Origin of the sequence: Tibeticola sediminis, from assembly GCF_003843835.1 — a bacterium.
Taxonomy (GTDB): Bacteria; Pseudomonadota; Gammaproteobacteria; order Burkholderiales; family Burkholderiaceae_C; genus Tibeticola; species Tibeticola sediminis.
The window spans coordinates 233,331-245,181 of record NZ_RKQL01000005.1 but is presented as its reverse complement, the minus strand read 5'-3'; the positions used below and the strand labels follow the sequence as shown (position 1 = coordinate 245,181).

Annotated in this window: 14 protein-coding genes; 4 read left to right on the top strand and 10 right to left on the bottom strand. The window is 64.1% G+C overall.

The genetic code is table 11. The features are described 5' to 3' along the window. Positions 1-108: 108 nt before the first annotated feature. Both rimM and rpsP read right to left on the bottom strand, forming a co-directional pair. Positions 109-672, bottom strand: coding sequence for a ribosome maturation factor RimM (rimM, locus tag EDC62_RS11220; protein ID WP_124223750.1), 564 nt, complete (start codon positions 670-672; stop codon positions 109-111). Positions 673-695: 23 nt separating this feature from the next. Then, positions 696-947, bottom strand: coding sequence for a 30S ribosomal protein S16 (rpsP, locus tag EDC62_RS11215; RefSeq protein ID WP_124223747.1), 252 nt, complete (start codon positions 945-947; stop codon positions 696-698). Positions 948-1,060: 113 nt separating this feature from the next. Between rpsP and EDC62_RS11210 the strand changes: the two genes are divergently transcribed. Together EDC62_RS11210 and EDC62_RS11205 are read left to right on the top strand one after the other, a co-directional pair. After that, positions 1,061-1,591 (top strand): GNAT family N-acetyltransferase, encoded by a 531-nt coding sequence (locus tag EDC62_RS11210; protein ID WP_124223745.1) that lies wholly within the window; start codon positions 1,061-1,063, stop codon positions 1,589-1,591. Between the two features lie 4 nt (positions 1,592-1,595). Then, entirely contained in the window at positions 1,596-2,054 is a 459-nt protein-coding gene (locus EDC62_RS11205) for a TM2 domain-containing protein (RefSeq protein WP_124223743.1), read from the top strand. On the opposite strand, the gene folK is transcribed toward EDC62_RS11205, so the two are convergent. From folK to EDC62_RS11180, 5 genes are read right to left on the bottom strand one after another with little or no spacing between them, the layout of a single operon-like run. Further along, complete coding sequence (folK, locus tag EDC62_RS11200) at positions 1,996-2,514, bottom strand: 2-amino-4-hydroxy-6-hydroxymethyldihydropteridine diphosphokinase (protein ID WP_124223741.1); 519 nt, start codon at positions 2,512-2,514, stop codon at positions 1,996-1,998. The two genes, EDC62_RS11205 and folK, sit on opposite strands and share 59 nt — an antisense overlap. Next, on the bottom strand, positions 2,514-4,124 hold the full coding sequence (pcnB, locus tag EDC62_RS11195) for a polynucleotide adenylyltransferase PcnB (RefSeq protein WP_124223738.1): 1,611 nt from the start codon (positions 4,122-4,124) through the stop codon (positions 2,514-2,516). The genes folK and pcnB overlap by 1 nt, the downstream gene beginning before the upstream one ends. 49 nt (positions 4,125-4,173) lie before the next feature. Then, positions 4,174-4,863 (bottom strand): histidinol-phosphatase, encoded by a 690-nt coding sequence (locus tag EDC62_RS11190; RefSeq protein ID WP_211330994.1) that lies wholly within the window; start codon positions 4,861-4,863, stop codon positions 4,174-4,176. After that, on the bottom strand, positions 4,860-5,543 hold the full coding sequence (gene hda / locus EDC62_RS11185; RefSeq protein ID WP_124223729.1) for a DnaA regulatory inactivator Hda: 684 nt from the start codon (positions 5,541-5,543) through the stop codon (positions 4,860-4,862). The genes EDC62_RS11190 and hda overlap by 4 nt, the downstream gene beginning before the upstream one ends. Further along, the gene (locus EDC62_RS11180) at positions 5,543-6,643 is read right to left on the bottom strand and encodes an AI-2E family transporter (RefSeq protein ID WP_124223727.1); all 1,101 of its coding nucleotides are present in this window, start codon (positions 6,641-6,643) and stop codon (positions 5,543-5,545) included. Before EDC62_RS11180 ends, hda begins: the two co-directional genes overlap by 1 nt. A gap of 402 nt (positions 6,644-7,045) precedes the next feature. Here EDC62_RS11180 and purM point away from each other — a divergent pair, with 402 nt between their 5' ends. Then, complete coding sequence (gene purM, locus EDC62_RS11175) at positions 7,046-8,089, top strand: phosphoribosylformylglycinamidine cyclo-ligase (protein WP_124223725.1); 1,044 nt, start codon at positions 7,046-7,048, stop codon at positions 8,087-8,089. A 306-nt stretch (positions 8,090-8,395) separates the two neighbouring features. On the opposite strand, the gene EDC62_RS11170 is transcribed toward purM, so the two are convergent. Continuing rightward, entirely contained in the window at positions 8,396-9,265 is an 870-nt protein-coding gene (locus tag EDC62_RS11170) for a SirB1 family protein (RefSeq protein ID WP_124223723.1), read from the bottom strand. Positions 9,266-9,280: 15 nt separating this feature from the next. Further along, a complete protein-coding gene (gene murJ, locus EDC62_RS11165; protein WP_124223721.1) occupies positions 9,281-10,846 on the bottom strand; it encodes a murein biosynthesis integral membrane protein MurJ in 1,566 nt (521 codons plus the stop codon). A 174-nt stretch (positions 10,847-11,020) separates the two neighbouring features. Between murJ and rpsT the strand changes: the two genes are divergently transcribed. After that, a complete protein-coding gene (rpsT, locus tag EDC62_RS11160) occupies positions 11,021-11,323 on the top strand; it encodes a 30S ribosomal protein S20 (RefSeq protein ID WP_124223719.1) in 303 nt (100 codons plus the stop codon). A gap of 127 nt (positions 11,324-11,450) precedes the next feature. Here the strand turns inward: rpsT and EDC62_RS11155 are convergent, their stop codons facing one another. Beyond that, entirely contained in the window at positions 11,451-11,780 is a 330-nt protein-coding gene (locus EDC62_RS11155; protein WP_124223717.1) for a DUF3579 domain-containing protein, read from the bottom strand. Between the last annotated feature and the right edge of the window lie 71 nt (positions 11,781-11,851).

Here is an 11,851-nt window from a genome sequence, read left to right as displayed (position 1 = left end):
GAGTAGGCGCAAAGCACAGCCGTAGCTCGGGCTACGGCGCGCATTTGCAACGCCCTCGGGCGTGTTTTGGGACGTCAAAGCGGGCATGACCAATTCCCTCTCAGCCTCTCAGTAGTCGGGCTGCCAGTCGACGGCGATGACCCGTTGGCCCAAATCCACGTCATCGACGAATGCAGAGACGAACGGGATCAGGATCGGCGGCCGCTGCTGTGCCGGGTCCTTGGGCGCAACCACGAGGACCGTCTGCGGACCGGTGGGCATCAAATCGCGCACGGTGCCCAATAAGAGCCCCTCGCGATTGCGCACCGTCAGCCCGATCAGGTCGACCCAATAATATTCGTCGGCTTTCGGCGTCGGGAAGCTCGATCGAGGCACGAAGATCCGCGCGCCGCGGAGTTTTTCTGCAGCGGAACGATCGCTGATGTCCTGCGCCGTCACGAGTACGGCGCGGCCATGCTCGCGCGCACTTTGGATGCGCAGGCAACGCGTGCCCACGAACCCTTCGGGACTGCGCTCGGGCGGCTCGAGATACCAGCGTCGGGAAGAAAAAAGCGCCTCGGGCGAGGCGCTGTAAGGCTGAACCCGAAAGCCGCCTTTGATGCCCCAGGCATCGAGGACGCGGCCGACCTCCACGGCATCCGCCGGGAGTTCTGCGGGCTCCAGCCCTTCCATCTTCAGCCCATGCCCAAGGGAAGTCAGGCCGGGGCCTTTTCCAATTGCTTGAGGAGACGCTCGACCGTCGGAGAAACCTGAGCGCCGACGCTGCGCCAGTAGGTCAGGCGATCCTGAGCGATGCGAATGGCCTCTTCGCCCTCCGCAGCGATGGGGTTGTAAAAGCCAATCCGCTCGATGAAGCGGCCGTCGCGGCGGTTGCGCTTGTCAGCGACGACAATATTGAAAAAAGGACGGCCTTTCGCGCCGCCGCGGGAGAGTCGAATCACTACCATGCTTTATCCTGTGGGTGGGAAATGTTTTCAGCATTGAGACACGCGACATGGCCACCCGGCCAGCGACACACTGAAAAGCCTTTGATTATACGAGCCCGACGCGCCCGCCCACGATGACCTTGATTCGCCCAGCCCTTGCGGAAGACCTTGCCGCAATCACCGACATTTACGCCCACCATGTCCAGTTCGGGACGGGCACCTTCGAGACCACTCCACCCAGCGTCGAGGAAATCGCCCGCCGACATGCAGAGGTTCGCGCACGGGGCCTGCCCTGGCTGGTGGCCGAGCGCGACACACGTGTGGTCGGATTTGCCTATTGCAACTGGTTCAAGCCGCGCCCCGCATACCGCTACAGCGCCGAGGATTCGATTTATGTCGCGCCGGACGCCTTGGGCCAAGGCATCGGCCGCGCGTTGCTGGCCGAGTTGGGTGCTGCCGCGGAACGCGCCGGGGTGCGCAAGCTGATCGCGGTCATCGGTGACTCGGCAAACGTGGGCTCGATCGCGCTGCACCGCAGTCTCGGTTTCCGCCCCGCTGGAACGATCACCGCCTGCGGATGGAAGTTCGGCCGTTGGCTCGATATCGTGCTGATGGACCGCGCGCTGGGATGGGGCGACCAGACGCCGCCAGAACGGGAAGCTTGAAGCCATGACGAACCGTCGCAAAAGCAAGACCGTCGCGGCTTGGCTCGCCTTTCTCGGCGGACCGATTGGCCTGCATCGCTTTTATCTACATGGTGCCAAAGACTGGCTGGGGTGGTTGCTGCCCGTGCCGACGTTTCTGGGAATCTGGGGCATCGCGCGCATGCTCGACTACGGACAGGACGACACGACGAGTTGGATGCTCATTCCTCTGCTGGGCTTCGTGATCGCTGGATGCGCGCTGCAGGCCATCGTTTTCGGCCTAGCCACGCCCGAGCAATGGAACGCGCGGTACAACCCAGCGGCCCCGACGGACGATTCGAGCGGCCGCACGCACTGGGGCACGATCGCGGCCATCGTGACCGCCTTGCTGGTTGGCACCGGCGTGTTGATGGCCAGCTTGGCCTTTAGCTTCCAGCGCTATTTCGAGTTTCAGATCGAGGAAGCGCGCAAGCTGTCTCAGTAAGCAACGTAACCGCTTGCGCGGCCGTCTCTGACAGCCAGGCAGCGGGGACGCGATCCGGGGCAAGTTCGGCCAGTGGGCGCAATACGAAAGCGCGCAGGTGCATCCGTGGATGGGGAACGACGAGTCTCGAGCTCTGCACATGCGCATATCCGTACAGCAATAAGTCGAGATCGAGTGTTCGCGGCGCGTTGGGATAGGGCCGCACGCGACCAAAGTCGAGTTCGACGCGCAGCAGTTCCTCGAGCAGATCCGGCGCGGTCAAGCGGGTGTCGAGCGCGACCACCGCGTTCACATAGTCCGGGCCGCTGGCGCCGACCGGAGCGGAGCGGTAGAGCTGCGAACGCGCCCGAACGGCACTCGAGGGCAGCCGGTCCAGCGCCTCGACCGCGCGCAGGATGGTTTCCGCAGATGCGCCCAGATTGCTTCCCAGTCCAACATACGAAAGGACGGGTGCGCGCATCACTGGGTCGGTGGCGGTGGTGCAGGGAGGTCGGGCTGGCGCTCCTCGCTGGCTGGTCCCGACGAACCCGCGGCATCGGTGGGCTTGCGCCGACGCCGGCGGCGCTTCTTCGGCGCGGCCGTCTCACTGGCTTGCGCGCTTGACGGTGCGGGCGCCCCTCCTGCGGCCGTAACCGCAGGGCACTCGGGGCGGTTCGGATCGTCGGCTTTCGAGGCAGCCCCAACCCGGTGCACGCGCGGCGCCTTGCGGTGTTCCGCCCGGACTTGGGCCAGCAGATCCTCACGGGCCGCGTCATCGGCCAGGCTGAATTCCTGCCACCAATCGGCCAGGGTAAGGTCGACTTCCCCAACTTCGGCGCGCAACCGAAGAAAGTCGAATCCCGCCCGGAAACGGGGTTGCTCGACCAGGCCGAAGGGGGCGTGGCCGGTCCGCTTTTCGAAACGCGGTTGCATCATCCAGATTTCACGCATGTCGGCACCGAGTTTTCCGCGGCCCGAAACGTCGCCGATGCGGGACTCGAAAACCTCGTCGATCGCCGCCTGGAGCGCCGGATGGGGATGCTCTCTGCGCTCGAGGCGCCGACTCCACGCCTCCCGCACGTCCTGCCACAGCAGCGCGGCGAGGAGAAAGCTCGGTGCGACGGGCTTGCCCTCGGCGACGCGTCGATCGGTGTCCGCCAAGGCCGCTTGCACAAACGGCGTATCGGCGCGCTCGACCGCGAGGTCGAGCAAAGGATAGATGCCACGCTCGAGCCCCAAGCGGCGAAGCTGTTCGATCGAGGCGAGCGCATGCCCCGTTTGCAGCAGCTTGAGCATTTCGTCGAACAAGCGGCTCTGCGGAACCTCTTGCAGCAAGGCCAGGCTGCTGCGCAAGGGCTGCGCTGTTTTTGGATCGAGCGCGAAGCCCAGGCCCGAGAGCTTGGCCGCGAAGCGCACGGCGCGGATGATGCGCACGGGGTCCTCGCGATAGCGCTTGGCAGGGTCTCCGATCATCCGCAGACGCCGCTGCTTGGCGTCTTCGATACCCCGGTGGTAATCGACCAGGACCTGGGTTTGCGGGTCGTAATACATGGCGTTGACGGTGAAGTCACGCCGCACCGCGTCTTCTTGCTGAGTCCCCCATACGTTGTCGCGCAGGACGCGGCCGCTGGCGTCGACCGCATGCTGGATGCCTGCCAGGGCCGCTTTGGACGTTCGCTCATTGCCGGAAACCTGCTCGGCATCGGCCGGGTCGAGGTAAGCGCGGAAGGTCGACACTTCGATGACTTCGTGCTCACGCCCCCGTCCAAACACGACATGCACGATACGAAAACGTCTGCCAATGATGAAGGCCCGACGGAACAGCGACTTGACCTGCTCGGGCGTGGCGTTGGTGGCCACGTCGAAGTCCTTGGGCCGTAAACCCAGCAACAAGTCGCGAACCGCGCCACCGACCACGTAGGCTTCATAGCCGGCCTGGCGCAACACCCGGCAGACTTGCACCGCGCGCTCGTCAACGAGCGAAGGATCGATCCCGTGCTCCGTTGCGGGAATCTCCCGCCGGCGACCCATGTTGGGCTTGGAAGCGCCCGCCGTCTTGCCCAGCAGCTTGTGAATAAAGGTTTTGATCATTGGCGTCGTGAATGGATGCGTAGGGACCATTCCAAATCGAGGCAAGGGCTCATCGAGCCTCGTCGAAAAGGTCGAGTATGCGCCAGCCCTGCTGGCTTGCATGGGCGCGCAGGCGCGGATCCGGGTTGGTCGCAACCGGCACGTCAGCCCACTGCAAGAGCGGCAAGTCGTTCATCGAGTCCGAGTAAAACGTGATCTCGGCGGCCGATCTGGACAGCCCGCGCGCCGCCAACCAGTCCTCGACGCGCTTGACTTTGCCCTCGCGGAACGACGGCGTGCCCCGAATCTCACCCGTGATCCAACCCGAGGCATCGCGCTCGAGGTCGACCGCAATCAAATCTTCCACGCCGAACTTGGCGGCGATCGGGCGGGTCACGAATTCGTTGGTCGCGGTGACGATCACGATTTGGTCGCCCCGAACCCGGTGCTGCGCCACCAGGGCGAGGGCGCGCGGGTCGATGGCCGGCTCGATCACTTGACGCAGAAACTCCTCACGCGCCTGCAGCGCCCGCTGCGGACCCTGCCGCCGAGCCGCCTCGGTCGCAAAGCGCACGTAGTCGTGAATGTCCAGCGTTCCCGCTTGGTAGTGCGCATAAAACTCGTCGTTGCGACGACGGAAATGCTGCGGGTCGGTCCAGCCGATATCGGTCGTGAATACACCCCACGCGTAGTCCGAATCCAGGGGCAACAGGGTATGGTCGAGGTCAAACAGGGTGACCCGAGTGAGTGTCGAGCTCAAGCGTCCTCCATCATGGCGCGAATCAATGGGATCGTGATCGAGCGCTGGGTACTGAGGGCGTAGCGATCGAGTTGCTCGACCAGCCCGTTGAGGCTTCCGAGGTCACGGGGGAAGCGCACCAAGATGTAGTCGACGACTTCCTCGCGGAGTTCGAGCCCGCGTTCCCGCGCCGATTGCAGCAGCACAGCCCGACGCTGTGCATCGGACAGCGGCTTGATCTCGAACACATGCCCCCAGGCCAGGCGACTGCGCAAATCGTCCCGCAACCGCAGATCGGCGGGCGGCAGCCGACCCGCAGCCAAAACCAGGCGCGCCTGCCCATCGGCCGGGGCGAGCGCATGAACGAACCAGTTGAAGGCCCATTGTTGGCGTTCACCATCGAAGCGCTCGACATCGTCCAGAAAGATGGCCGCCCAAGACTCGTCGAAGCTCGCAAACGGGCTCGTGGCGTTGAGCCAGCCGAAGGCGCGTCCGCGCGCCGCGAGCGTGGCCGCAGCGGCCTGCAACAAATGGGTTTTCCCGCTGCCTTCTTCGCCCCACAGATAAATCGGCACCGGCGTCGGCGGATCGCCGTCGAGCACGCGACGGAGATGCGACCAAGCCGCCTCATTGGGCCCGGGGCAGTAGTTCTCGAAGGTCGCCTGGGGCCGAGGCGCAATGTCGAGCGGCAACTGCTTCATCAGACCTCCTCGGTCGGAACCCGCGCGTGCGTGCCCTCGCCCGTCGCGTCCGCCAGGTAGCGCCGTTTCAGCCGCCGCAGAGCGACGAGTAAAACGGCACTGGCGGGCAAGGCCACGAGCACGCCCAGAAACCCAAACAGCTGGCCAAACGCCATCAAGGCAAAGATCACGGCCAGAGGATGCAGGCCCACCCGGCTGCCGACCAGGCGCGGCGTCAGAAAGAAGCTCTCGATGACCTGGCCGGCGCCATAAACGACGCCCACCATCACCAAGGTGGGCGCCAGCCCCATCTGGAGCATGCCCGACAGCAGGGCCAGCACCAAACCAACGCCGAATCCAATGTAGGGCACAAAAACAGCCAGGCCGGTGAAAACGCCGATGGGCAGCGCCACATTGAGACCGAACGCTGCAAGCCCCGCGCTGTAGTAGACCGCCAGAGCCAACATCACCAGGGCTTGGCCGCGAAGGTATTGCCCGAGAACCTCATCGGCTTCGTCGACGAAGGATTCGAGGGCCCCGCGCAGCGCACGAGGAACGAGGCTCCAGACCCCTGCCACGATACGGTCCCAATCGGTCAACAGATAAAAGAGAACGACGGGTATCAACACCGCGTTGCCGATGATCGTGAGCAAAACGCTGCCGCCGACCCGCAGCGACGCAAGCGCCGAGGCCACGAGATCTTCGCTGCGGTTGCCCAGGAAATCGACCACGAAAGCGCGCAGATCGGCAAAGCCGGCGAGCGGGTCCAACCCGAACTGGAGCAGCCAGGGTCGAATCGCGGTCACCAGGTGCTCCAGCAACAGCGGCACCTGTTCGCGCATGAGCGGGATTTGCCGAACCAGTACCGGCACGACGAGCAATAGAAAACCCAAGGCCGCAACGAAGAAGAAAACCTCCACCAACACAACGGCCAGAACGCGCGGGAAGCGTCCGCCCAACGCGCGATCGAGTCGGTTCACCACCGGGTTGACCATGTAGGCAAGAACGGCGGCAACGAGAAAGGGTGTCAACACTGGCCCCAACAACCAGAGCGCGCCGCCAAGAGCCAGAAAGGCAGCAGCCCACCCGACGGCTCGTTTGAAATGGGGGTCGATTTGCATGGCTTGGAGATGGGGGCAGAGATGGCCGAGAGGGTTTTTCGGGGGCAAAGGAATCGGCTTTGAGGCAGCGCGCTTAGGCCCCCTTGTTGCCTCACGCCGGGGGCTGGAGGCGCGGCGCAGCTGGGGCGTGGTCGGCTTTGCGCTCAGCCCAGATTGTCCATTAGGACGCACGAAGATGGCGCGGCGGTTTGCGAGTGGATTCGCGCACGGGGGAGGAGCCAATAGCCGAGGCTATTGGCGACGAGCACGGGCGCGAAGACGCCGCAAAGCGACCGCCAGGGCGTGCGTAGGCCCGTAGGGCCGCCGAATGGACAATCTGGGCTCAGTAGAATCCGGCATTCTAGGGAATCTCAGAGCCGCGCCTCTGGGGGTTCCGTCTCCTCCCAACCTGGCCTACGCCCGATGACGAGCTCAAATTCTCCAACCCCCATCCACTACAAAGACGCCGGTGTCGACATCGATGCCGGTGATGCGCTGGTCGAGCGGATCAAACCGCTTGCCCGCAAGACCTTGCGCGACGGGGTTTTGGCCGGCATCGGCGGCTTTGGCGCTCTGTTCGAGGTGCCCAAGCGCTACCGGGAACCCGTGCTGGTCAGCGGCACGGACGGCGTGGGAACCAAGCTGAAGCTCGCCTTCGAGTGGAACATGCACGATCACGTCGGCATCGACCTCGTGGCGATGAGTGTCAACGACGTGTTGGTCCAAGGCGCCGAGCCCTTGTTTTTCCTGGACTATTTCGCCTGCGGCAAGCTCGATGTCGATGTCGCCGCGCGCGTCGTGGGCGGTATCGCTCGGGGTTGCGAGCTTTCGGGCTGCGCGCTGATCGGCGGCGAGACCGCAGAAATGCCCGGGATGTATCCGCCGGGCGAATACGATCTGGCTGGCTTTGCCGTCGGGGTTGTCGAAAAGCAACGCATCCTCACGGGCCAGACCGTCACGCCGGGCGATGTGGTGCTGGGGCTGGCGTCGGCCGGTGTGCACTCCAACGGCTTTTCCCTGGTGCGGCGATGCATCGAGCGCGCGGCAGGACATCTGCCCGCAACGCTCGATGGGCTGCCCTTCCGGGAGGCCATCATGGCCCCGACCCGGCTCTACGTCCGTAGCGTGCTGGCCGCGCTCGAGCAGCATCCCATCAAGGCACTCGCGCACATCACCGGCGGCGGCTTGATCGAAAACATTCCGCGCGTGCTCCCTGATGGAACGGCCGCTGCCTTGAAACTCGGCAGTTGGCCGCGCAGTGAGCTGTTTGCTTGGCTACAAGCAACCGCCGCCATCGACGATCATGAAATGAACCGCACGTTCAACAATGGCATCGGCATGGTGGTCGTCGTCGCACCCGAAGCGGCAGCCGCCTGTACCGCAACGCTCGAGCAGCAGGGCGAGCGCGTCTACGAAATCGGCTCCATCGTCGAGCGGGGCGAGGGTCCCGCCGTCGTCCTGCGCTGATTCCAGGCCCCGGCGCTACACAATCAGGAGCAATGAAGTGCCATTTCACGCTGGGATGGTGCCTATTTCATTGATCATTTCCAAACGAGAGGCTCCTTTCGAGCCAAGCAAGCTCCCAGGCTGTTGGCAACGGCTCGGCAGGCCTCAGAGGCTGCGAGGGAATTGGGCGTGCCCGAAGGGGCGCCCCAAAACGCGCCCGAGTAGGCGCAAAGCACAGCCGTAGCTCCGGCTACGGCGCGCATTTGCAACGCCCTCTGGCGTGTTTTGGGGCGTCAAAGCGGGCATGACCAATTTCCTCTCAGCCTCTCAGGCTGTGCCGCCGTGCCGGGCACGCAGTTCGAGCACGAGTTCTCCGATCGCCGGAGCATCCACCGCCCGGGGCACGCGCCTCAAATAGGTTTCGAGGTCACGCAACGCGGCATCGACCCGCCCCTCGCGGGCATGCAGCACCCCGCGCTCGCGCAAGGCGCCCAGATCATCCGGACGCAGCAGCAACACCCGGTCGAGAACTGCCCGCAGGAGCACCGGCTCATCGAAGGTTCGATGAAGCTCGCGCAAGTTGTCGAGCATGCGGCCGATGATTTCGCGGGGCAACGCGTTTTGCAAATGCAGCCCCACGGGTGGGTCGAAGCTCGCAGCATTTCGCCCTGCGGACTCCGTTTGACGCCAGGCCCTGAGCAGCCCTGCGAGTTCGTCCATGCCGAGCGAGCGCCCGGTCAAGGGGTCGAGCACCACCCACCCTTGAGGCAATCCCACCTTGACGAGGAAGTGGCCGGGAAACGAGACCCCGTGGGCATGAAGCGCCAAGGCCCGCGCCAATTCCAGCCAGATCACCGCCAGCGACACCGGTATGCCCCGCCGTCGCTCCAGAACCACATGGATGTAGCTGTTTTCGGCATCCATGTAGTGATTCACATTGCCCGCGAAACCCAGCTGCGAAAAGAAGAAGTCGTTGAGCCGGCGAAGTCGCTCCATCGGGCCGGCATCCGTCGGTATCTGGCGTTGGAGACGCTGCACCAGGCGATCGACCCCGGCCAGAACGGACTCCACATCGAGCTCGGGATATTCGTCGTGCGCGATGCAGGTGGTCGCTTCCAGCAGTGGAAAGTCGCGGTCAGACCGAACCAGCGCGCCAAAGTACTCCAGCGGGGTCGGAACGTGCAGTGAGAGCTTCATGGTCGTTGCGAACGTTCAGCGGCGCAGCCATTGGCGTAAGGGTACTCCCGAAGCCCACAAAGCACCAAAATAAATCAACGCCGCCGCCACCACGGACGTCGCCAGATAGAACGCCCGCAATCCCGTCTGCGCCCGCAGATCGACCCACGCCACCGCCGAACTGGCCCAGAGCAGAAACACGCTCATGAGCGCGGTCGCAGCCAGCACCTGCAAAAGAAAGACGCCCCAGCCTGGAGTCGGTCGGTAGCTGCCGCGGCGCAACAGCCCCAGCAGCAGCCAGCCGGCATTGACCAGCGCACCGAGGCCGATCGCCAGCGCCAAGCCCGCATGCTGCATCAACGGCACCAACACCAGATTCAACGCCTGTGTCAGAGCCAGAACGATGATCCCGATGCGCACCGGAGTGCGGATGTCCTGATTGGCGTAGTAACCCGGCGCCAGCACCTTGATGGCAACCAAGCCCAGCAGCCCCACACCGTAGCCCGTGAGCGCCCGCGCAGTCTGCGCCACATCACCCGCGCCGAAAGCCCCGTAGTGATAGAGCACACTGACCAAGGGCGTGGCAAAGGTGAGCAAGCCGGCCGCTGCGGGCACGGCCAGCAGAACCACCAACCGCAACCCCCAATCGAGCATTTCGGAATAACGCCGCACGTCTCCCACCGCCCGCGCTTGAGCGAGCTGCGGCATCAACACCACACCCAAAGCCACCCCAAGCAAGGCCGTCGGGAACTCCATCAGCCGATCCGCGTAGCCGAGCCAACTCACGCTGCCACTCGCCAAATGGGACGCGATCTGGGTGTTGATGACCAAGGAGAGTTGCGCCACACTCACACCGAGGATCGCGGGCCCCATCAAAGCGGCGATGCGACGCGTCGCCGGGTCCCGCCATGCCGCGCGCAGCTGCGTCAGGGTCAGGCCGATCCGTGGCCCCATTCCCAGCCGCACCAGCGCGAGCCATTGGATGGCCAGTTGCAGCGCACCACCGACGAGCACCCCTGCCGTCAGTGCAAAAATCGGCTCGATGCCTTGAGCAGACAGCCACGGCGCGCCCCAATAAGCAGCCGCCATCAAGCACACGTTGAGCAACACCGGCGTCGCCGCAGGCACCGCAAACTTGCGCCAGGTATTGAGAACCCCCGCGCACAACGCGACGAGCGACATGAAGCCGATGTACGGGAACATCCAGCGCGTCATCACCACGGCAGCGTCGAAAGCCGTGGGATGCTGACGCAAGCCACTCGCCATAGCCCAGACCAGCAGCGGCGCGGCGAGCACGCCCAACACACTGAAACCCAACAAGACCCAGGCCAAAACCGTGGACACGTCGTCGATCACGCGACGGGTTTGCGCATCGCCGTGCTGAGCACGGCTCTCGGCCAGCACCGGCACAAAGGCCTGACTGAAGGCGCCCTCGGCAAACAGACGCCGAAACAGATTCGGAATCCGGAACGCCACGTTGAAGGCGTCGGTGGTCGCGCTCGCACCAAACGTCGCGGCGATCAGGAGCTCACGCCCAAGACCCGTGATGCGCGACAACAAGGTCAAAGCGGAGACGGTGGAAGCGGATTTGAATAAGCTCACCCGCTCGAGTGTAGTTCCGGCGGGTTCAGCGTTACCGAAGCTCACCCGGCGCTCATCCAGCACCAAGCCCAGCCCTTTGAGCCCGGGTCGATCGGAAGCCCAATCGGAAGACGCTGCTCGCTGTTAGAATCGCAGGTTTGCTGACAACATCCTGCAACTCAAGGACACCAAGATATGGCATCTTCCAAACCCAAGAAAAAGAACCCCCGCCTGGCCTCGGGCCGCAAGCGCGCCCGCCAGGACGTCAAACTCAATGCCGCGAATTCGTCGCTGCGGTCGAAATACCGCACCGCGGTGAAGAACGTCGAAAAGGCCGTGGCCGCTGGCGACAAAGTCAAGGCAACTGAACTCTTTGCCAAGATGCAGTCGGTCGTCGACGCCATTGCCGACAAGGGCATTTTCCATAAGAACAAAGCGGCTCGCGACAAGAGCCGCCTCTCTGCCAAGGTCAAGGCCTTGGCGACCGCAGCGGCTTAAGAAGCCGCAAGCCGCACGGCTGTCCATCCTCTCGGACCGACAGCTGCCGTTTGTCACGGGTGCGCTGTCAGCAAAAACAAGTGAGGCCGCAACTGCGGCCTCACTTGTTTTTCATCCGTGAAATGCATCAAGGGCGACGCTCAGTCGGCGCCTCGTCAGGCAGTAGGCAGGCCTCGACCGTTTGCAAGTGATTGTCGCGCGCGAAGTTCATGCAGAAGTCCCAGGCCATAGGCTCCGCCTCGCGCAAGTCCGGGTGGACCGCCACGCACTTCACCCCCTGGAGGACCGTCGGCAAACACCAAGGGGAATAGCTCAAATGGCTGCCCGGCTTGGCTCCACCGGGCCTGAACGGACTCATCACCCCCGCCAGCCGCTCCGCCCAGTCGCTGGGCCGAAAGGTTCTGCCGTCGTCGGTCAAACCCAGGATGAAGACTTGCTTAGCAGGAGATTTACCCATCGGATCACGTGGACGTTCTGGCTACGAGGCAGCAGAAGGATCGCCTCTGCTGCGGCGCACAACTATTGTAT